The sequence below is a fragment of the Streptosporangiales bacterium genome (assembly GCA_009379825.1).
GTDB lineage: Bacteria > Actinomycetota > Actinomycetes > Streptosporangiales > WHST01 > WHST01.
Map to the genome: position 1 here is coordinate 14760 of WHTA01000019.1, position 20127 is coordinate 34886.

Here is a 20127-nt window from a genome sequence, read left to right on the forward strand (position 1 = left end):
CGCCGATCACCCGCTTCCTCAGCGGGTGAGGTACTTCCGATAGGTGTCCGCGTGCTGCTTGTAGAAGGAGACCGACTGCTTGATGAGCTTCCGCTGCTGCGCCGGAGTGCCCGGTTGGACGATCCTGCCCTTCTCCCCGAACGCAGCGAACTCGTCGCTGTTCAACGCGCCCTGCACGGCCTTGGTCAGCTTCTTCTGCACACAGGAGGGAAGATCCGGCGGCGCGACGAAGATCAGGTCGGTGGTGAGCTTACCGGCGAGGTCACCGAGCCCGACGTCCTCCGCCATCGGCGTGTCACCGAGCATGTCCAGCGGTTCCGAGCCGAACTGCGCGAGCGCCCGTACCTCGCCTGCGTCGACCGCTTCTGCGATCGAGTCACCGGAGAAGACCGTGAAGTCGGTGTCGCCCCGTACGAGCGACGTGATCGCCTCCGAGCTCCCTTCGTGCGGCACCGAGGTGAGCTTGATACCCGCCTGCTCGGAAGCGATGAGACCGTTGATGAAGTTGGGGCTGGTCAACCCGGCGTTCGCGAACTTCAGCTTCTTCTTCTTCTTACCGGCCTCGACCAGGTCGTCGAAGGTCTTGATGTCGGACTTGGTGGACACCGCGAACGTGCTCGGCCGGTTGTTGACCAGGCCGAGATGGGTGTACTTCGGCAGGTCGTAGTCCACTTCCTGGACTACCTGCAGCGCCGCGAGACCGTTGGGCTCGGTGATGTGGATCGTGTAGCCATCGGGATCGGCCCCGTAGACCTGGCTGGCCGCCACCCGGCCACCGGCGCCGTCCTCGTTCTTCACCACGATGTTCGTGCCGAGCCGCTTCTTCAGCAGCGGTGCGAGGAACCGGCCGTACTCGTCGTAGCCGCCACCCGGAGAGCGGCCGATGACCAGCTCGACCTCCTTCTCCGGGTACTTCTCGCACTCTTCCTTGCTCATCTCCGACGACGCCCCACCGCCACCACCGCAGCCGGCCGTCGTGAGTACGAGAGCCGACAACGCGAGGCCGACCCCGAGGGCGTGCCCCAAACGCGTAACCCCGTTCCGATACGACATGTCGATACCTTCCTCACTGCACTGTGATCGGGGATAGCTGCGCCACGGGCAGCCAAGTGTCGACACCTAGCGTGCGGATCGGATAGTACGTGTTACTTAGGTCAACTAACAAGGGTGTCGACACTTCGTTGTACCACCCCGCGGCGGCCGACCATGTCGACCAGGCAGGGCCTTGTACGCACCACCGACAGTGACCGCCGCGCGTGCCCGTGTCCCTGCCACCTGATGAGGTGGGAACGGCAACTGTCACCAACGGGAGACGAGGTACCCATGTCCACTCGTGTGGTCGTCATCGGTGCCGGCGTAGTCGGTTCCGCTCTCGCCGCTGAGCTCGGTCGCCTCGGCGCTGGCGTCACCTTGATCGACTCGGGCCGGCCGGCTGGCGGCACGTCGAACGCGACGTTCTCGTGGACGAACGCCAACTCGAAGGAGCCACGCGAGTACCACGACCTCAACGTCGGCGGCATGCTCGCGCACCGCAGGCTCGCCGCCGAGCTGCCCGCCGCGAGCTGGTACCACGCCGGCGGCAACCTGGAGTGGACGGACACCGCGGCAGGCGAGGCCGCGCTGCACGCCAAGGTCGACCGGCTGCGCCGCTATCACTATCCCGTCGCCCTGCTCGACCGGGCACAGGCCCTGACGCTCGAACCGTCGCTCGCGGCGGACCAACTCTCTGACGACGGCATCGCGTACTACCCGGAAGAGGGATGGATCGAGCCGACCCGGCTGGTCGGCACCCTGCTCGACCTGGCACGTGCGCGTGGCGCCCGGGTGGTGACCAACGACGCGGTGACGGGCTGCACGTTCGACGGCGCCGCGGTGGCCGGGGTGACTACAGCGTCCGGGGCGTCGTTCGCGGCCGACCAGGTGGTCGACTGTGCCGGGCCGGAGGCGGCCGCCGTCGCGGCGCTCGCCGGCCTCGAACTGCCGATGCGCAACACCCAGGGCGTGCTGACGTACGTCGAGCCGGTCGCCGTGGCCGTGGGGCGCGTGATCCACGGTCCGCGCGTGCAGCTGCGTCCCGACGGTGGTGGACGCCTGCTGCTCCACAGCGAGGCGGCGGACGGTGCTGCCCGCCAGCGGCCGGACGGTGGCTGGGACGTCGCACCCGGGACGGCGGAACGGCTCCTCGCCGACGCGGCCGAGCTCTACCCCGCGATCGACGGAGCCGCGGTGGAGTCGGTTCGGGTTGGGACCCGTCCCATGCCCGCGGACGGGCTGCCCGTGCTCGGCAGGTCGGCGGGCATCGAGAACTTCCACTTCGCCGTCACGCACAGCGCCGCGACCCTCTGCCTACGGATCGCCGAGCTGCTCGGCCCGGAGATAGTGGGCGGCGCAGCCAGCCCGGAGCTCGCCCCGTTCCGGCACGACCGCCTGGGATAAATCGGTGGCGGGCGGTTCCGTGGTGTGTTGTACTCACTCGTCGTCCGTAGCTAACCGAGGAGAGGCAATGCGGCGAGCGTTCATGTCCATTCCGCGACCCACAGACACCTACGTCGAGGACATGACGCTCCATGCACACGCTCAACTTGGGGATCCTGGCGCATGTAAACGCCGGTAAGACCAGCCTCACGGAACGCCTGCTGTTCACGGCAGGCGTCATCGACGAGATCGGCAGCGTCGACGACGGTAGCACCCAGACCGACTCGCTCGACCTGGAACGGCAGCGCGGCATCACCATCAAGTCCGCCGTCGTGTCGTTCGACATCGGCGGCCGCACCATCAACCTGATCGACACCCCCGGGCATCCCGACTTCGTCGCCGAGGTGGGACGGGTGCTGACCGTGCTCGACGCGGCCGTGCTCGTCGTCTCGGCCGTGGAAGGCGTACAGGCCCAGACCAGGGTGCTGATGCGTGCACTGCGGCGGTTGCGGGTGCCGACGCTGATCTTCGTGAACAAGATCGACCGCACGGGCGCCCGGCCGGCCGACGTGCTAACCGACATGGCCGACCGGCTCACGCCCGCGGTCGTTGCCATGGGGACGACCAGCGGGGCGGGCACGAAGGACGCACGCTTCCGGCCGTATGCCGGCGCCGAGAGCGACCACACGGCAGCGCTGCTCGAATTGCTCGTCGACAACGACGACGAGCTGCTCGCCGCATATCTCGCCGACGACAGCTCGCTGCCTCCTCCGCGCCTGCGTGACGAGCTGGTGCGGCAGACGGTGCGCGCATGCGTGCACCCGGTGTTCGCCGGGTCGGCGATCACGGGAGCAGGTGTCGACGAGTTGGTCTCCGGTCTCCGCACTCTGCTGCCGCCGACCGCAGGCGAGCCCGACGGGCCGGTCGCAGGCACCGTGTTCAAGATCGACCGCGGGCCCGCCGACGAGCGGATCGCGTACGTACGCATGACGTCCGGCACGCTGCGGCTGCGCGACCGGGTGCGGCTCGGCGACCAGGAGCCGAGGGTCACGGGGATCCGTGTGTTCGCCCGCGGTTCGCATCGGTGGAGCACGACGCTGACCGCCGGGCAGATCGGCACGGTCACCGGTCTCGACACGGTCCGCATCGGTGACCACGTCGGCACCGCGGACGCGGCCGGCACGGAGCACTTCTTCGGCCCGCCGAGCCTGGAGACGGTCATCAGTCCGCGCGACCCGGCGGAGCGCCGGGTGCTGCACGCCGCGCTCACCCGGCTCGCCGAGCAGGACCCGCTGATCGACGTGCGGCAGGACGACACCAGGCGGGAGATCTCCGTCCCGCTCTACGGCGAGGTGCTGAAGCAGGTCATCGAGGCGACGCTGGCCGACGACTTCGGCATCGCCGTCAACTTCCGCGAGACGACCACGCTGTGCATCGAACGCCCGGTCGGTACCAGCTCGGCCGTCGAGGCCATCGGCACGGACAGCAACCCGTTCCTCGCGACCGTCGGGCTACGGGTCGAGCCGGCCGCACTCGACACCGGTGTACGGTTCGAGCTCGCGGTTGAGCTCGGTTCGCTGCCGTACGCGTTCGTCCGGGCGGTCGAGGAGACGGTGCACGACACGCTCACCCAGGGCCTGCACGGCTGGCAGGTCACCGACTGCACGGTGACCATGACGCACTCCGGCTACTGGGCGCGGCAGAGCCACGCGCACGGCGTCTTCGACAAGAGCATGTCGAGCACGGCCGGCGACTTCCGCAACCTCACCCCGCTGGTCCTGATGAGTGCCCTCGCCCGCGCCGGCACCCACGTCTGCGAGCCGATACATGCCTTCCGGCTCGAGGTCCCTGCCGACACCCCCGCCGCGGCACTGCGCACCCTCGCGGCGATGCGTGCCGTCCCGCGCCGGCAGGAGATCCGCGGGTCGCTGTGCACGGTCGAGGGTGACATCCCCGCCGCACGGGTGAGCCAGCTGCAGCAGCAGCTGCCGTCCGCCAGCCGCGGCGAGGGTGTGCTCGAGTGCACCTTCGACCACTACGCGCCTGTCACCGACGAGGTGCCGTGCCGTCCGCGCACCGACCACAACCCGCTCGACCGCAAGGAGTACCTGCTGCGGGTCGCACGGCTGCAGCGCGCAACCCAGAAGTGAGCGCCGTCCCTCAGGGGTCGTCGAGGTGGTAGCGGATGGTCCCGTCGTCGTCGGTACGTACGCACCGCCCGCGCAGCTCCAGCACGTCGAGGTGGGCGGCGGTCTCGCAAACGGCGAGCATCCGGTTGCCGGCATCCAGGTCGTCGAAGCGGCGGTTCCGCCGGGTCCAGCCGAGCTCCTGCGCCACCTGGAACGCCGTACAGGGCTTGCCGTCCAGCAGTGCCACGCACGCGTCCAGCCGCTCCTCGTGGTGCGCGAGCAGCTCGCCGACCCTGGCGTGCACGCTGGACCGCACCGGGCCGTGCGCCGGCAACATCATCGAGTCCGGCAGGCCGCGCATGAGCGCCAGCGACTCGAGGTAGTCGCGCAGGGGCAGCGCACCGCCCTGGTTCTCGAAGCCGATCGACGGCGTGATGTGCGGCAGCACGTGGTCGCCGGTGAAGACCGTCTCGTGGCTCGGCACCACGTACGTCAGGTGCCCCTGGGTGTGGCCGGGCGTGTGCAGTGCCCGCAGCCCCAGGCCACCGACCCGGAACTCGCGGCCGCTGGTAACCCACTCGTCCGGTAGCTCCCACAGGGTGGGATCGGTGCTGGGGCCGGACGACGCGGAACGCAGCTCGGCGACGAGATCCTCGCCGCCGTGCCGGCTCAGCCGGGCGAGATGTCCCTCGCCGTTCAGGTGCAGCCCGTTATTGAGGTTCTCGAGCGAGGGCCGCTCCCCCTCGCCGAGCCGCAGCACGCACCCGCTCTCCCGGCGCAGCGCCACGCCCTGCGTGTAGTGGTCGCGGTGGACGTGCGTCACGAGGATGGACCGCACGTCGGCCACCGAGTACGACAGCTCGGCGAGTGCGTCGCCGAGCTGCGCGCGGGACACATCCAACGCCCAGCCGGCGTCGACAAGCGTCAGCCCGTCGTCACCTTCGAGTACGTAGACGTTGACGGCACGCAACCCGTCCTGCGGCAGCGGCAACGGCACGCGGTAGAGGCCCGGCATGACGTCGTACACACCGGGTTCTTCCCACCGGTGTCGCTCGTCGTCGTCGATGCGCTCCCGCTGCCTCATCGACCGACCTGCGTCCGCGCACTGACCAGGTCGCTGTTCAGCTCCGCCACCGTGCGCACTCCCAGCAGCTGCATCGTCCGCATCAGCTCGCGGTGCAGGATCTCGATCACCCGCGAGACCCCCGGTCCCCCGCCAGCCATCAGCCCGTACAGGTACCCACGGCCGACGAACGCCGCGTCCGCCCCGAGTCCGACCGCGGCAGCGATGTCCGAGCCACGGCGGACACCCCCGTCGAGGAACAGCGTGGTGTCGTCGCCGACGGCCTCGCGCACGTGCGGCAGCAGGTCGAGCGGTGCCGGTGCCCGGTCGAGCTGCCGGCCGCCGTGGTTCGACACGATGATGCCGTCGACGCCGATGCTCGCCAGCTGCTTCGCGTCGCTGACGTCCTGCACGCCCTTCACCAGGATCTTGCCGTCCCACACACTGCGGATCCACTCGAGGTCGGCGAACGTGACGCTGGGGTCGAACAACGTGTTGATGATGCCGGCGAGGTTGTCCGCGGACCCGCCGGCGGTGGCGAACCGCAGCGGCTCACTGGTGATGAAGTCGAACCACCACGCCGGACGGGTGACGGCCTGCATCGCACTGCGCCAGCGCAGCGTCGGCGGGATGGTCATCCCGTGCCGCACGTCGCGCAGCCGGGAGCCGAGCACCGGCACGTCCACGGTGACGACGAGGACGTCCATCCCCGCTTCCTTCGCACGCTGCAGCGTCTCCGTGCTCTGCGCGCGGTCGCGGACGACGTAGAGCTGGAACCAGTTCCAGCCGTCGGGCGCGGCCGCCGCCACCTCGTCTGCCGGCGTGGTGCCCATCGTCGACAGCGTGTACGGGACCCGCGCCGCCTCCGCGGCGCGTGCGACGGCCGGCTCCCCCTCCCGGTGCGAGATACGGGTGAAGCCGGTGGGTGCGAGCACCAGCGGCATGCCGACGCTGCGGCCGAAGATCTTGGTCGCTGTCGACACCGTGCTTACGTCCCGCAGGATGCGGGGGTGAAAGGTCACCTCGTCGAACGCCTCGGTGGCGGCGCGCAGCGACTGCTCGCCGTCCGCGGCGCCGTCGACGAAGTCGAAGACCATCCGGGGTGCGCGCCGGCGGGCGAGCTCCCGCACGTCAGCGACGTCCGCGGCACCGCGCAACCGTGCTTGCGTGGACGGCAACGTGGGGCGCGGCGGCAGCATACGCCGCAGCTCGTGCCAGCGGGGTCGCCGTCGCTTCATGCCAGCCATCCGGTCATCGTAACTTCGGGCCACCGCCCCAGCAGTGACGCCCGGCACACCGGCCGAAGCTAGGCTTTGGCGTATGGGCGTGTCCGAACTGTCGTCGAGCGCACAGAACTACCTGAAGACCATCTGGAACCTGCAGGAGTGGTCAGACTCACCGGTGACGGCATCGGTGATCGCGGACAGGATGGGACTGCGCCTGTCCACGGTGTCCGACGGGGTGCGCAAGCTGACCAGCCAGGGCCTGGTGGCGCATGCGCCGTACGGCACCATCGACCTGACCGACGCCGGCCGCTCGCACGCCATGGCGATGGTCCGCCGGCACCGCCTGATCGAGACGTTCCTCGTGCAGGTGCTCGAGTACCGGTGGGACGAGGTGCACGACGAGGCCGAGACCCTCGAGCACGCAGTGTCGGACCTGATGATCGACCGGATCGACCGGCTGCTGCAGTATCCGCCGCGGGACCCGCACGGCGACCCGATCCCCTCCGCGGAGGGCGCGGTGACCGCGCCCCGCGCAGCACCGTTGTCGTCGGGCATGGCCGGCAGCCGGGTCGTGGTGCAGCGCATCTCCGACGCCGATCCGGCCATGCTGCAGTACTTCGCCACCCAGGGCATCGTGCTGGACGCGCAGCTGGACGTCATGGAGAGCGAGCCGTACTCCGGCACGGTCGTCGTCCGGGTGGCAGGGAAGGACACGTCGACCAGCCTCGGCGGCGCGGCCGCGTCCGCCATCTGGGTGTCGCCACCCGCTACGTCGTGACCGTCGCCTTCCGCCGCCGACCACCCGTGAGCCGGCTGCTCACCAGCCCGCGGCGCGGGCCGAAGAGGTAGACGAAGGCGAACACCACCCCCTGCGTGAGCACAATGGTCGCGCCCGGTGCAGTGTCTGCGTGGTAGCTGGCGTACGTGCCGACCGTGGTCGCGGCTGCTGAGATCGCCGGCGCGACCACCAGCATCCGGCCGAACCTGTCGGTGAGTAGGTAGGCCGTCACGCCGGGGATGATCAACATCGCCACGACGAGCACCACCCCGATGATCTGCAGGGCGACCACCGACGTGACGGCGAGCAGGCCGAGCAGTGCGGCGCCGAGCACCCGTGGGTTCAGCCCGATGGCGTGCGCGTGCGTGGGGTCGAAGGCGTAGAGCGTGAAGTCGCGTCGCTTCACCAGCAGCACGCCGAGCGCAGCCGCGCCGAGCACCACGATCTGCACCAGCGCCCCCGTGTCGACACCGAGCAGGTTGCCGAAGATGATGTGGTTCAGGTCGGTCTGGCTCGGCGTCACGGAGACCAGCACGAGCCCGAGGGCGAACAGCGTCGTGAACACCAGCCCGATCGCGGCGTCCTCCTTCACCCTGCTGGTTCCACGAACCACGCCGATGAGCGCGACGGCGAGGAACCCGAACAGTACCGCGCCGACCGCGAACGGGGCGCCGACGATGTACGCGAGCACGACACCGGGCAGCACCGCGTGCGAGACCGCGTCACCCATCAGCGACCAGCCGATCAGCACCAGCCAGCACGAGAGCACCGCACACACCACCGCGGCGACCAGGGCCGCGGCGAACGCCCGGAGCATGAAGCCCTGCGTCAACGGCTCGACGAGCAGCAGGTAGAGGTAGTCGGCCATGGCGTCCGCTACCCACTCGCCGACACGTCGACGCCGAACGCCAGGGCCAGGCTCTCCGGGCGGAGCACCTCGCTCGGCTCGCCGTGCATGAGCACCCGCTGCATGAGCAGCACCGCCTCGTCGGCCAGCTCGGGCACCGCGTGCAGGTCGTGCGTCGCGACGAACACCGTCGCGCCGCCGGCAGCGAGCTCGCGGAGCAACCGCACGATGGTCGCCTCGGACCGCTTGTCCACGCCGGCGAACGGCTCGTCGAGCAGCAGCAGGCTCGCCCCCTGAGCGATGCCGCGCGCCACGAACGCCCGCTTCTTCTGCCCGTCGGAGAGCTGACCGATCTGGCGGTCCGCGTACTCGGTCAGCTCCACCCGCGCCAGCGCGTCGTCGACGGCCGCGCGGTCGGCTGCCCTGGCCCGGCGGGTCGGGCCCATCAGGCCGTACCTGCCCATCGTCACGACGTCGCGCACCGACAGCGGGAACGCCCAGTCGACGTCCTCGCTCTGCGGCACGTAGCCCGCGACGCCCGCCTTCCGCGCCCTCGCCGGTGGTTCGCCGGCGATCTCGACGTATCCGCGGTCGAGCTTGACGGCGCCCATGATGGCCTTGAACAGGGTGGACTTGCCCGACCCGTTCATCCCGAGCAGCCCGCACACCCGTCCGGCGGTGAGCTCGAGCGAGGCACCGTCGAGCGCACGGACCTCACCGTAGTGCACGACGACGTCGTGCACGCGCAGCGCAGGCGCACTCATCCGCCTGCTCCCCTCAGACCGTCGACGATCGTCGACGCGTCGTGCCTGATCAGGTCGAGGTACGTCGGCACCGGCCCGTCCTTCCCGGACAGCGAGTCGACGTACAGCGTGCCGCCGAAGCGGGCGCCAGTGGCGCCCACCACCTGGCGCATCGGCTTGTCCGACACCGTCGACTCGCAGAACACCGCCGGCACGTCCTTCGTGCTGACGAACCCGATCACCCCGGTGATCTGCTTCGGCGTGGCCTGCTGCTCCGCGTTGACCGGCCAGATGTACCTCTCCGTCAGCCCGGCGTCCCTGGCCAGGTACGAGAACGCGCCCTCACACGTGACAAGCGCCCGCTTGCCCGCCGGCAGCTCGTCGAGGTCGGCGACCAACCGGTCCTGCACCCGCTGGAGCCGCTTCTCGTACGCCTTGCCGTTGGCCCGGTAGTCGGCGGCATGGTCGGGGTCTAGCTCGCTGAACGCGTCCACCATGTTGTCCACGTAGGTCCGTACGTTCAGCGGCGACATCCACGCGTGCGGGTTCGGCCGGCCCGCGTAGGCGTCCTCCGCGATGTCGATGGCGTCCACGCCCTTGCTGACCACGACGTGCTCGACGTCCAGGTTGGCCACGAACTTGGCGAACCACGCCTCCAGGTTCAGCCCGTTGTCGAGGATCAGGTCGGCCCTTGAGGCCCGCTTCAGGTCGCCAGGCGTCGGCTCGTAGCCGTGGATCTCCGCGCCGACCTTGGTCAGCGACTCCACCCGCAGGTGGTCACCGGCGACGTTGCGTGCGATGTCCGCCAGCACGGTGAACGTGGTGAGCACCACCTTGCCGTCGGCGAGCTCGCTGCGCGGGATGCACCCCGCCGTGCCGACGGCCATGACCAGCGCGAGGAGCCAGGCGACGGGGGCACGGGCACGCGGCAGCGCGTTCCCTCGTACGTCCAAACGGTCCTCCTCGCCGGCACGACCACCACCGGCGCTGGCAAAAGTTCGTCTGGACGTAGTTTATACGTCGACATGACGAAGTCCATGCCTGTTCCAGAAGCCGAGCAGCCGCGCCACGAGCAGCAGCACGAGGAAGAGGCCGACGGAGACCGCCCCGGTGACCAGCGGGCCGCGGCTCACCGCGACGATCGGCACCAGCGTGGTGATCAAACCGCCGCCGATGAACGGGCTGAGGAACGGCGCCCGCAGCGCGTACGCCTTGCCTGCGACGGTGTTCAGCCCAGGGTCGAACGTGCGCAGCAGCATCAGGCCGACCGACGACACACCCGTCAGGCTGCCGAAGTTCACGATCGCCTGCTCGAACCAGTCCTGCTCGAAGAGCCGCGGCCCGGCGAGGAAGAAGAAACCGACCGACAGGCCGGCCGCGAGCACCATGAGGATGGCCAGCGCCGCGGCGTTGTCGACCACCACCGGCAGCTCGATCGACGCGACCGCAGAGACGATCAGCAGGTCGAGGGCGAGGCCCTGGATGGTGCGCAGGCTCGCCGTGTCGACGGTGTCGCGCAGCGGGGTCCTGCCGATGACCAGCTGCACCAGGCCGCCGCCGAGCATGGCCAGCGGGAACAACGGCATGCCGGCCACGACCTGGTCCACGAAGTACTGGAGCACCCACCCGATGAGGATCGCGACCGCGACGAGGGCGGCGTGGAACGCGAGCGAGTCGATCAGGTCCTTGTTGAAGCTCGTCCGACCGATCGGCGTCCGTCGCTGTTCCGGCAGGACGTCACTGCTGCGGTCGTCGTACTCCGCCTCGCCCGCGGTGGCCTTGCTGGCGTACCCGCGGCGGATCCCCCAGTTCACCAGCGCCATGCCCGCGGTGATGCCGAAGATGAGCCCGACGGTGGCGGAGGTCAGCCCGAGCGAGCCGCCGGCCGACCAGCCGCGCGACTCGTACACCTCGGCCATCGCACCCGCGGTGCCGTGGCCGCCCGGCCAACCGGTCTCGACCAGGCTGCCGAACATGCCGTCGACGTTCCACAGTGGCGTGAGCACCAGCGCAGAGACGATCAGCGGCACCCCGATCAGCAGGAACGAGCCCATGTAGCCGAAGAGCAGCTGCGGCACGATGAGCCGGTACGTCTCCCGCAGCCGCGGCAGCCGCACCCCCATCAGCATCGGCGCGAACACGATCGTCGCGAGCATCTCCGGCAGCGCCGCCCACGTCGCCACCATCGACTCCGGGAAGAGACCGAAGCCGTACGGCCCGAGCGCGAGACCGATCACACCGCCGAGCAGCGCGGCCGGCAGGAACAGCTTGCGCAGCGGGCGGATCCCGACCCGCAGCAGGACACCGGCGAAGACGAGGATGCCGAGCACGACGACGGCGAACAGCAGGGTCTCTAGGTTGTCGACGGTCTCTGTCGGGAACATGGCGACTCCTCGCTTGCAGCCGTTACGGACTGCCGAATCGGCCGTACCTGAAGGGGACGAGCGCACTCGGCTTGACCTGCTCGGTGAGCCAGTCGGCCAGCAGCGACGCCACCGCAGGCGCGATGGCGAAGCCGTGCCCGGACCAGCCGGTGCCCACCACGACGTTGCGTACGGACGGCAGGGCGTCGATGACCGGGATCTCGTCCACGCAGCACGACTCGGCGCGGCTCACGTCCACCTCGCCGACAGTTGCCTTCGCCAGTGCGGGATAGACCGACCTGGCCTCGGCGAGGTTGCGGTCGACGTGCTCCTGGATCGGCTCGCCGCGCCCGGTGTCGGGGTTCCACCGGCCGCGCCACCCGCCTGAGATCATCACCTCGTCGCCGTGCGGCTTCATGGACAGCACCCGGTGGTCGTGCCCGACCAGGTGCCGGCACGGCTGGACGTCCGCCCGCGCGGTGAGCACCTGCGGGAACAGGTGCCACACCGGCAGCTGGTCGCCGAACCCCGCGACCAGCTCGCCGACCCCCGCGTTGTTCAGCAGCAGCACTGCCTCGCCGACCTCGATCCGGTCGCCGTCCTCCACGACGACGGCCGTCACCTCGTTACCGGACCTGACCAGCTCGCGCACCCGGGTGTGCTCCCTGATCACCGCGCCGGCCTGCCTCGCGGCGGCGGCGAACGCGCGGGTGGTCGCCGTGTGGTCGGCGGCGCCGTCGAGCGGGCACCACAACGCCCCCTGCATCGCGTCCGTGACGTCCGGCTCGTACTCCTTCAGGTGCGCCCGGTCGAGGACCTCGGTGGGGATGCCGAGCGCGCGCTGCCGCCAGGCCACCGCCTCCAGGCTGACCAGGCCGCCCCGGGTGCCGGTGACCTCCTGCTCGACCAGGTTCAGCCCACCGAACCGCTCGTAGCCGAGGTCCGCGCCCAGGTCGTCGGCGAGCCGCTGCCAGATGGGATAGGCCATCGCCATCAGCGGCAGCTCCGCCCCCGCCCGCCGGTTCGCGCGCACGCCGCGCCGGCCGAGCCCACCGGACGCGCCTGAGGCGATCTCGTCCGCCTCAAGCACGACGACGTCCGCCCCGCGTCGTGCCAGGTGCCACGCCGTCGCGCACCCGTACACTCCAGCACCGACGATCACGAACCGGAACTGCACGCGCGTCCTCCATTGTGCGATGGATGAGCGCGACTGTAGTTTGAATTTCATACAGAAGACAAGATTGAAGTGGAAACTTCATCGATGAGTGAGGACTTCTCCGCTCAGGTGGCCGCCGCCGCGGGCCGGCTGTCACCCCAGGAGCGCACGGTCGCGGAGTTCCTGCTGGACCGGCCGCACGACGCGGTGACGGCGTCCACCGCGGAGATCGCCGCCGCCACCGGCACAAGCGACGCCACCGTCGTCCGTACCGCGAGGAAGCTCGGCTACTCCGGGCTGCGCGAGCTCAAGCGGGCGCTGATGGCGAAGGTCACCAACCCGCGCGACCCGGCCGCCGTGCTCGAACACCGGCTGGCGCGCGCCGACACCGGGCTCGGCCCGGTGCTCGACCAGATGCTCACCGACGCCACGACCCTGCTGGCGCAGCTGCCCGAGGAGCTGGACGAGACCTCGTGGCGGCGTGCCGTCGACCTGCTCGACACCGCGCAGACGATCTGGGTCTACGGCATCGGCCCGGCCGGCCTGATCGCCGAGTACCACGTGCTCGAGCTGTCCCGGATCCGCCGGCGCGCGCACGCGATCACGCAGACCGGCCTACGGCTCGCCGACCCCCTGCTCGGCATCGGCGCGGCGGACGTCGTCGTCATCTACGCGCCGCTGCGCCACTTCCACGAGATCGACGTGGCAGTCGCCCAGGCGCGCCGGGTGGGCGCGTCCGTCGTACTAGTGACGCAGACCCTGGGCCCGGAGATGCAGGACCGCGTGGACGTCGTGCTGAACGTACCGCAAGCCGCAGCAACCACGGTCAGCGAGAACTTCGTCGACATCCTGCTCGCCCACGCCCTCACCTTCGAGCTAGCCAAGCGCGACCGAGTCAGCGCCGTAGCAGCACGCCAAGCCCTGACCCAGCTCCGCACGGAAATCGTCGCCGGCACCACCCTCGACACCGACGAGTGACTCGGCCGGACGGGTCGGAGCCCGCCCGGCCGGCCTCGTCGAAGCGGACGGTCACCCCTCGGCGGTGCGATGCTCGCGAGCCTCCCGCCGCACCTTCCGCACGTCGAAGTCGTTGTACTGCGCCGCCAGGCTGTAGTCGACCAGGTCGACCTTCTTCAGGTCGATGCCCTCCTCGATGATGCCGTACTTGGCGAAGGCGTCGACGGTGTCCTGGACCTCGGCGATGTCCTGCTTGCCGTAGCCACCGGTACTCGCCTTGCCACCGGTGAGCTCCAGCCGTCGCTCCAGGATCCGCACCGACTGGTCCTTGGCCACCTTCTTCGACACGCCCACCGGACGCGACTCGGGGAACTTCTCGAAATGGATGCCGATGCCCGCCTCCGGGTTGGTCTCCGAGAAGACCATCGCCTTGAAGAATGCGCGGGCCAGCTTCGCGACCTGTTTCGGCTGCTCCTCCAACGTGTCGGCGTGGACGACGAGAGTCGACGTACCCGTCACGTCGTTCAGCGGAGACGGCAGGACCCGCATCTTCGTCTTGAGCAGGTCACCGATCACCAGGTTCGGCGAGTCCCAGCCGCCGTACGCGTCGATCTTGCCGGTGCGCAACGCCTCCGCGGCCTGCGCACCGAGTCCGACGGGGAGGAACTCCACGGCGCGCTCCGGGTCGAGACCTGCCTGCTTCACCACACCCTTGGTGTAGAGGAAGCTGCCAGAGGTGAAGCTGGGAACACCGATCGTCTTCCCCTTCAGGTCCGCGGGCTTGCGTACGGAGCTCTTCCCCGGCACCGCGATCTCGAAGATGTTGCCGTTGGTCATGCCGATGATCCGAATGTTGGGATCCCTGTGGTACGCGGCGATCGTCGACGCGAGCGACGCGTACGTCATGAACGCGTTGCCCGTGACCACGCCCTTCACCGCCGAGGTAGCGCCGTCCACCGCCTGGATCTTCACGTCGAGCCCTTCGTCGGCGAAGTACCCGGCGGCGAGTGGCACCGAGGTGTACGACGCGGACGCCGCGGTCAGCGCCTTGTCGGGACCGACGAACGTGATGGGCTGCGACTTCCCGTCCGACGCCTCCGACCCGCCGCTTCCGCAGCCAGACGCTGTCGCCGCGAGTACCACCACCGCACACGCGGCGCCCAATGCCTGCAAGGTCTTGCGGGGCCTTATCCGGAGCATGGGTTGCCCTCCTTCATCAGGTGATGCTCTTCGATCACCGGTTACGTCGAAACGCGCGCTCCAGCACGGTGAGCGCGCCGTACATCAACAGCCCGAACGCCGCGAGCACGATCAACATCGCGTACGTCGCCGCGGTATCTCCGGTGTCCGCGTAGAGCTTGATCGCGTAACCGACACCCACCCGGGCAGCCACGAACTCCCCGACGATCGCTCCGATCAGCGCCAGCACCGCGGCGCTGTTGAGCGCGGGAAAGATGAATGCCAGGGCGTTGGGGATCCGCAGGTAGCGGAGCTCCTGCTACTTGCTCGCGCGCATGGACCGGAACAGGTCGATCTCGTCGTCACTGATCTCCGTCAGCCCGGCGATCGTGTTGACCAGGATCGGGAAGAACGCGAGCAGTACGGCGAGCACCGCCTTCGGGGCGAGCCCGTACCCGAACGCCGCAACGACCAGCGGCGCGACGGCGACCTTCGGAAAGGTCTGTGACGCCACGATGTAGGGATAGATCGCCCTGCGGATCACAGGCGAGAGAGCGAACAGCGAACCGATGACCACCGCGGCCACCAGGGAGATCGCGAAGCCCAGCAGTGTCTCGGTGGCGGTCGCCCAGAGGTGCGGCCAGAGCTGTCCCGACGTGACGCTCTCGACGAGTGCCGCAACCACGTCGACCGGTGCGGCCAGGATGAACCCGGAAACGATGCCGAAGCGGGTAAGCAGGTCCCAGGTCACCAGGATCAACGCGAGGAATGCCGCGGACAACAGCGGTGCGGCTCCCGCCCGCAGGCGACGGTTTCTGGTCAGGCTCGGGGTCTCCCCGGTCTCCGCGATGCCGGCGATGCTGCTCGAGCGGTCGGCAAGCTTCGTGTCAGCCATTGTCGCCGTCCTCCTCGAGCCGCCGTGCGGCATCGAGCGATCTGCGCACGGTGCGCACCGTTTCGTAGAAGGCCTCGTCCGTACGCAGAGCGGCGCTCCTCGGGCGAGGCAACTCGACGGGGATCGACTCCCAGATCCGGCCGGGTCGCGGCTGCATCACCACCACCCGGTCGGACAGGAGCACGGCCTCGGTGATGTTGTGCGTGACGAACACGACCGTCTTCGGCTCCGCCTGCCAGATACGCAACAGCTCGTCGTTCAGCTCCTCACGGGTGAACTCGTCCAACGCGCTGAACGGCACGTCCATCAGCAGGACGGACGGCTTGCTCACGAGCGCCCGCGCGATGGCGACGCGCTGCTCCATCCCGCCGGACAGCTCCTTGGGATAGTGCCGCTCGAAACCGTCCAGGTGCACCAACTTCAGCAGGTCCATGGCGTACGCGCGTACGTCCTTGCCCAGCTGGCGACGGATCGCCATCGGCAGCAGCACGTTGTCGAGCGCCGTACGCCATCGCAGCAGTGTGGGTTTCTGGAACGCCAGGCTCACTTCCTCGCGGGGCCGATCGACGCGAGCCGCCCCTACGGTGATGGTTCCCGCCTCAGGAGCGACCAGGCCGGCGATGACCTTGAGCAAGGTGGATTTCCCGCATCCACTCGGGCCGATGAGCGACACGAACTCGCCGCTCGGGATGTCCAGCGACACCCTGGAGAGCGCGTGCACAGCCCGGCCTTTCGCGCGGAAGGTGTGCGACACATCGTCGACGACGATCGGCTCCTGCGCCGTGGCAGGAGGCCTGTCGTCCAGCTCGGTCGTAGCCAGTTCCCGCCCATCACCGCTTCGACGTCTGGTTCGGCGAATCCCCGCCGAACCAGCGCCTCCTTGATGTTCGGGAAGTCGGCGGCGCTGGCGAGCCAGTCCAGTGGCGGTTGCTTTCCTGGACGCTCCGGTGTGCCGGCACCGTACTGCGTGCGGCGGGTCCAGCGTCCCTTGCGCATCCACTCCAGCTCGACCTGTCCTGTCTTCGTGCTCAGGTCGGTGCCGATCCCGACGTGCTCGACGCCGAGGATCTCGACTGCGCGTTCCACCAACTCGGCCCACTTGTCCGGGGACTCGCCCCATGGGCCAGTGATGTTCCGGTACGCCGCCAGACCCAGCACGCCGCCGCGCTCTGCGAGCGCCTTCAGCAGGTCGTCTCCCTTGTTCCTGGGATGTGCGAACACCGAAGCAGGATTGGCATGTGTGACGGCCACCGGTTGGGCCGAGTGTTCGATCGCGTCCAGGCCTGTCCGCTCCCCTACGTGGGACAGGTCGACCAGCATACCGACGCGGTTCATCTCGTCGACCAGCTCGCGCCCGAACCGCGACAGCCCCGAGTCCGCCGGTTCGTAGCAGGAACCGCCGTACGTGTTCTGGTTGTTGTAGGTCAGCTGACAGACCCGCATCCCCATGTGCCAGAACAGCTCGACGAAACGCAGGCGCTCGTTGAACGGCGTCGAGTTCTGTGCGCCGAGCAGGATGGCGGTCTTCCCTGCCGCGTGGATGCGCTCGATGTCCGCAGCGGTGACGGCGATCTCCACCAGGTCCTCGTTGTCGCGTTCCAGGTCACGCCACCGGGCGATGTTCTCCATCGTCTCGAGTGCGTCCTCCCAGAAGGCGAGGGTCGCCGTGACGCATCCGACGCCACCGGTGCGCAGGTCGAGAAGGACCTCTCGGTCGTTGCTGCATTCGAGGCCGTCCACGAAAAGCATTCCGCTTCCTCTCCCTACACTCGTGTCTCGTCGAACCCAGGTGCTGTGCGGCCCTGGTAGAGGTCCTTGTCGACGACCTCGTCGGTGTCGCCGAAGACGCGCCCCGCTTCGTCGATCAACGTCGCGCCCGCGTGCCGCCGGGACACCGGATCGTCCGGCGACAGCACCAGGTTCGACTTCCGGTACAGCCGCCACCACAGCTCTTCGTCGACGCCGATGCCCGTGGGCGCCGACTCGTACGGCACGAGGTCCTCCGGTGCGAGCTGCCCACAGGGGCGTACCTTCACCACGCACTCCCCCGACTCCGATGTGACCTCGACCGTCGGGTCACCGGCGCCCAATGACGCGCTCAGACCACCGAGGAACGCCGCGCTTCGCACCTCCCGTACGCGCAGCTCGTGCTCACCGACCACACCGACGGTGCGCACCAGGTCGAGCAGTGCCGGCAGCACGAGCAGCGCGTGCTGGGCGACACAGTCCACGCTCGTCACCGAGCAGCCTGACTCCGTCACCACGAGTTCGCCCGGCCGGGCAGCCGTACCGGCATCCAGTCCGGTCACCAACTCGGCCAACGCGTCGAGACCCGCCGACTCGCACGCGAGCACGGCGTCCCGGATCGGCGGCACCGCCCCGAGTGGCAACCCCTGCAACAGCAGCAGGCGATCTACCACCAGCCGGCATTCTCTCGGCGACACCCGCAACACGCCGGTCGGCGGCTCGCTCGCAGCTCTCCTCACGAGCCCACCGCCGAGAGCGTCGAGTTCCCGGCGACGCCCGCCGGTCGCGTCGGCCAGAACCAGTCCTGGTGTGGACCTCTCCCTGCCGTCAGGTCGCTCCTGCTCGGAGCACCGTGGAACAGCAGTCCGCGCAGGTTGCGGTTGAGGAAGTCGCACGTCTTGTCCAACCCGTAGAAGGCGACGTTGACGAGCCGGATGATCTCTGCGGGCCGGAAGTGCTCGCTGCGCATGTACATCGCCGGCGAGTGGTAGTCGACCCCTCGGAGGTGCTGTATTCGTTGCACCCATGCGCGGTGTTGGGGGTGCCGCAGCAGGAAGAACCCGACCGGTGCGTCCTGTTCGGCGCCACGCAGGTCACGGTCGAGCCGCGGCAACAGCTCGGGTAGGTCGACGGCGAAGTCCACGGTGCCGTCGGGAACCTCATCGCGCGGTCCGCGCCTGGGTTCCTCTGCGTTCCTCGACTTGTACCAGACGTAGCGATCGTCGCCAGTGGTCTCTGCCTCGGAGTGCAGCGCCCAGGCGTACTCGGCGTGCAGCAGGTCGCGGAACTCGGCGACGGTCATCCGCGGGTCCGCCTGAGGCACACTCTCGACGATCTGCCGGTCCAGCAGCTCGTCCGCAACCGTCGGCACCAACTCCACCAGGAGTGCATGGAGCGTCTCCGCCGTCTCCATCCCTGCCGTCGCATCGACCTGGTCGGCGAGGTAGGCGAGCGGCAGCTCGCGGGGCCTGCCGTCCATCGTGCCGTGTGCCCTGAACTCCACCAACCGGTGTCTGGCCTGGTGCGCGAGCTCGCTCGCGACCTGCGTGCCGCTGGCGAAGATCTGGTAGACGGTCTGGTCCTCGGCACGGAAGGTGATCGCCCGGTCGAGCAGGTCCATCAACCGACCGGTCTGCGGCGAGTCAGGCGACAACGGCAGGCTCTTCGCGTGGGCGAGTGCCAGCTCGCGCAGCTCGATCCAGCGCGCGACGATCTGCGGGTGCCAGTTGACCCAGAGCACGAGGCCCAGCCCGGAACCGTTCCCCAGCCCCACGTAGCGCCTGAGCTGCGGGTCGAACGGCACCGCCGCCCGGCTCCGGGTCTGGGCCAGGTGCTCGGCCAGGTCCAGGCTGAACTCCCGCATCAGGTAGGCGGCGAGCAGCTGCGCCTGGTACGGCTGCCGCAGCGGATGTTCTGCCCCGTACGACCGGAACGGCCTGGTGCCGAAGGTGCCGTTCGCGTCCAGGCCGGTGTTCCGCATCAGGTAACCGATTCGGGCGAGCTCGGCGAGGTCCGACTGACGGCCGGCGGCGAGCGCAGGCACGGCGGCGTCGAACGCCCGCAGGCTCCGGTTGGCCCGGCACCAGACAAGCGTGTTGCTCGGTGCGCGGCCGGCATACAGCTTCGGCAGCTCCTCGCGGGTACGGCCGGCGGCGAGCGCAGGCACGGCGGCGTCGAACGCCCACAGGCTCCGGTTGGCCCGGCACCAGACAAGCGTGTTGCTCGGTGCGCGGCCGGCATACAGCTTCGGCAGCTCCTCGCGGGTACGGCCGACGTCGTCTTCGTCGACCGGCGCCTCGACGAGTGCACCCATCATGTCCCAGCTCTGGCCGATGATCCGCGGTGAACGGCCCTTCGGGTCCGGCTCGTTGGAGAAGACCAGGAACTCGAACTCCAGCTGACCGGTCGACACCCGGAACCGTGCCTCGCCGCGTCCCGCGCCATCCAGGTCCCACGCGACGACCCGCACCTGCCAGCCGTCACGGGTCATCCGGTTGACCAACGCCCGCGACGCCGAGAGTCGCGTCGGCTGAAGCGCCGCCAGCCGAGCTGGTTGCATGACCACGGCGGGGGGCCGTAGGGGAACCGCGGTGGCGACGGACTCTGCTGGCAGCATCGAGCTCCTCTCG

General features: G+C 69.3%; 18 protein-coding genes and 1 pseudogene. 4 read left to right on the forward strand and 15 right to left on the reverse strand.

Going from position 1 to position 20127, the window contains the following annotated elements:
• Window positions 1–18: 18 nt before the first annotated feature.
• Window positions 19–1053 (reverse strand): hypothetical protein, encoded by a 1035-nt coding sequence (locus tag GEV07_12105; protein MQA03425.1) that lies wholly within the window; start codon window positions 1051–1053, stop codon window positions 19–21.
• Window positions 1054–1323: 270 nt separating this feature from the next.
• On the opposite strand from GEV07_12105, the gene GEV07_12110 reads away from it, so the two are divergent.
• On the forward strand, window positions 1324–2436 hold the full coding sequence (locus tag GEV07_12110; GenBank protein ID MQA03426.1) for an FAD-dependent oxidoreductase: 1113 nt from the start codon (window positions 1324–1326) through the stop codon (window positions 2434–2436).
• Between the two features lie 131 nt (window positions 2437–2567).
• Entirely contained in the window at window positions 2568–4565 is a 1998-nt protein-coding gene (locus GEV07_12115; protein MQA03427.1) for a GTP-binding protein, read from the forward strand.
• A 10-nt stretch (window positions 4566–4575) separates the two neighbouring features.
• Here GEV07_12115 and GEV07_12120 read toward each other — a convergent pair whose 3' ends face one another.
• Both GEV07_12120 and GEV07_12125 read right to left on the reverse strand, forming a co-directional pair.
• Window positions 4576–5628 carry an MBL fold metallo-hydrolase gene (locus GEV07_12120; GenBank protein ID MQA03428.1) on the reverse strand — a complete coding sequence of 351 codons (1053 nt, stop codon included), beginning with the start codon at window positions 5626–5628 and terminating at the stop codon, window positions 4576–4578.
• Entirely contained in the window at window positions 5625–6806 is a 1182-nt protein-coding gene (locus tag GEV07_12125) for an alpha-hydroxy-acid oxidizing enzyme (protein MQA03429.1), read from the reverse strand. Before GEV07_12125 ends, GEV07_12120 begins: the two co-directional genes overlap by 4 nt.
• Window positions 6807–6927: 121 nt before the next feature.
• On the opposite strand from GEV07_12125, the gene GEV07_12130 reads away from it, so the two are divergent.
• Entirely contained in the window at window positions 6928–7611 is a 684-nt protein-coding gene (locus tag GEV07_12130) for a metal-dependent transcriptional regulator (protein MQA03430.1), read from the forward strand.
• Here the strand turns inward: GEV07_12130 and GEV07_12135 are convergent.
• The 5 genes from GEV07_12135 to GEV07_12155 all read right to left on the reverse strand — a co-directional run bounded on the left by GEV07_12135 (window position 7601) and on the right by GEV07_12155 (window position 12741).
• On the reverse strand, window positions 7601–8428 hold the full coding sequence (locus tag GEV07_12135) for a hypothetical protein (protein ID MQA03431.1): 828 nt from the start codon (window positions 8426–8428) through the stop codon (window positions 7601–7603). The genes GEV07_12130 and GEV07_12135 overlap by 11 nt on opposite strands.
• Before the next feature lie 59 nt (window positions 8429–8487).
• Window positions 8488–9222, reverse strand: a complete 735-nt coding sequence (locus GEV07_12140; GenBank protein MQA03432.1) for an ATP-binding cassette domain-containing protein — start codon at window positions 9220–9222, stop codon at window positions 8488–8490.
• Window positions 9219–10133, reverse strand: a complete 915-nt coding sequence (locus GEV07_12145) for a metal ABC transporter substrate-binding protein (GenBank protein MQA03433.1) — start codon at window positions 10131–10133, stop codon at window positions 9219–9221. Before GEV07_12145 ends, GEV07_12140 begins: the two co-directional genes overlap by 4 nt.
• An 81-nt stretch (window positions 10134–10214) precedes the next feature.
• Window positions 10215–11585: a sodium:glutamate symporter gene (locus GEV07_12150; GenBank protein ID MQA03434.1), complete on the reverse strand. Its 1371-nt coding sequence runs from the start codon at window positions 11583–11585 to the stop codon at window positions 10215–10217.
• Window positions 11586–11607: 22 nt separating this feature from the next.
• Window positions 11608–12741 carry an FAD-dependent oxidoreductase gene (locus tag GEV07_12155; GenBank protein MQA03435.1) on the reverse strand — a complete coding sequence of 378 codons (1134 nt, stop codon included), beginning with the start codon at window positions 12739–12741 and terminating at the stop codon, window positions 11608–11610.
• Window positions 12742–12825: 84 nt separating this feature from the next.
• Here GEV07_12155 and GEV07_12160 point away from each other — a divergent pair, with 84 nt between their 5' ends.
• On the forward strand, window positions 12826–13698 hold the full coding sequence (locus GEV07_12160) for an SIS domain-containing protein (GenBank protein ID MQA03436.1): 873 nt from the start codon (window positions 12826–12828) through the stop codon (window positions 13696–13698).
• A 51-nt stretch (window positions 13699–13749) separates the two neighbouring features.
• Here the strand turns inward: GEV07_12160 and GEV07_12165 are convergent, their stop codons facing one another.
• From GEV07_12165 to GEV07_12195, 7 genes and pseudogenes are all read right to left on the reverse strand, one after another.
• Complete coding sequence (locus GEV07_12165; protein ID MQA03437.1) at window positions 13750–14877, reverse strand: PhnD/SsuA/transferrin family substrate-binding protein; 1128 nt, start codon at window positions 14875–14877, stop codon at window positions 13750–13752.
• A 34-nt stretch (window positions 14878–14911) separates the two neighbouring features.
• A complete protein-coding gene (locus GEV07_12170; GenBank protein MQA03438.1) occupies window positions 14912–15160 on the reverse strand; it encodes an ABC transporter permease subunit in 249 nt (82 codons plus the stop codon).
• Between the two features lie 15 nt (window positions 15161–15175).
• Window positions 15176–15784 carry an ABC transporter permease subunit gene (locus GEV07_12175; GenBank protein MQA03439.1) on the reverse strand — a complete coding sequence of 203 codons (609 nt, stop codon included), beginning with the start codon at window positions 15782–15784 and terminating at the stop codon, window positions 15176–15178.
• A complete protein-coding gene (locus tag GEV07_12180; GenBank protein MQA03440.1) occupies window positions 15744–16571 on the reverse strand; it encodes an ATP-binding cassette domain-containing protein in 828 nt (275 codons plus the stop codon). The genes GEV07_12175 and GEV07_12180 overlap by 41 nt, the downstream gene beginning before the upstream one ends.
• Window positions 16562–17500: pseudogene (locus GEV07_12185) on the reverse strand (peptidase M19). The gene GEV07_12180 and the pseudogene GEV07_12185 overlap by 10 nt, the downstream one beginning before the upstream one ends.
• A gap of 14 nt (window positions 17501–17514) precedes the next feature.
• Window positions 17515–18171 (reverse strand): hypothetical protein, encoded by a 657-nt coding sequence (locus GEV07_12190; protein MQA03441.1) that lies wholly within the window; start codon window positions 18169–18171, stop codon window positions 17515–17517.
• Between the two features lie 62 nt (window positions 18172–18233).
• Entirely contained in the window at window positions 18234–20114 is a 1881-nt protein-coding gene (locus GEV07_12195; GenBank protein MQA03442.1) for a hypothetical protein, read from the reverse strand.
• Window positions 20115–20127 lie beyond the last annotated feature (13 nt).

What these genes read in the sequence shown, in the direction of transcription:
- GEV07_12160 (MQA03436.1), top strand. Translation starts at nt 12,826, where the DNA reads ATGAGTGAGGACTTCTCCGCTCAGGTGGCCGCCGCCGCGGGCCGGCTG.
- GEV07_12120 (MQA03428.1), bottom strand. Translation starts at nt 5,628, where the DNA reads ATGAGGCAGCGGGAGCGCATCGACGACGACGAGCGACACCGGTGGGAA.
- GEV07_12165 (MQA03437.1), bottom strand. Translation starts at nt 14,877, where the DNA reads ATGCTCCGGATAAGGCCCCGCAAGACCTTGCAGGCATTGGGCGCCGCG.
- GEV07_12140 (MQA03432.1), bottom strand. Translation starts at nt 9,222, where the DNA reads ATGAGTGCGCCTGCGCTGCGCGTGCACGACGTCGTCGTGCACTACGGT.
- GEV07_12110 (MQA03426.1), top strand. Translation starts at nt 1,324, where the DNA reads ATGTCCACTCGTGTGGTCGTCATCGGTGCCGGCGTAGTCGGTTCCGCT.
- GEV07_12175 (MQA03439.1), bottom strand. Translation starts at nt 15,784, where the DNA reads ATGCCGCACGGCGGCTCGAGGAGGACGGCGACAATGGCTGACACGAAG.
- GEV07_12130 (MQA03430.1), top strand. Translation starts at nt 6,928, where the DNA reads ATGGGCGTGTCCGAACTGTCGTCGAGCGCACAGAACTACCTGAAGACC.
- GEV07_12125 (MQA03429.1), bottom strand. Translation starts at nt 6,806, where the DNA reads ATGCTGCCGCCGCGCCCCACGTTGCCGTCCACGCAAGCACGGTTGCGC.
- GEV07_12135 (MQA03431.1), bottom strand. Translation starts at nt 8,428, where the DNA reads ATGCTCCGGGCGTTCGCCGCGGCCCTGGTCGCCGCGGTGGTGTGTGCG.
- GEV07_12150 (MQA03434.1), bottom strand. Translation starts at nt 11,585, where the DNA reads ATGTTCCCGACAGAGACCGTCGACAACCTAGAGACCCTGCTGTTCGCC.
- GEV07_12195 (MQA03442.1), bottom strand. Translation starts at nt 20,114, where the DNA reads ATGCTGCCAGCAGAGTCCGTCGCCACCGCGGTTCCCCTACGGCCCCCC.
- GEV07_12105 (MQA03425.1), bottom strand. Translation starts at nt 1,053, where the DNA reads ATGTCGTATCGGAACGGGGTTACGCGTTTGGGGCACGCCCTCGGGGTC.
- GEV07_12115 (MQA03427.1), top strand. Translation starts at nt 2,568, where the DNA reads ATGCACACGCTCAACTTGGGGATCCTGGCGCATGTAAACGCCGGTAAG.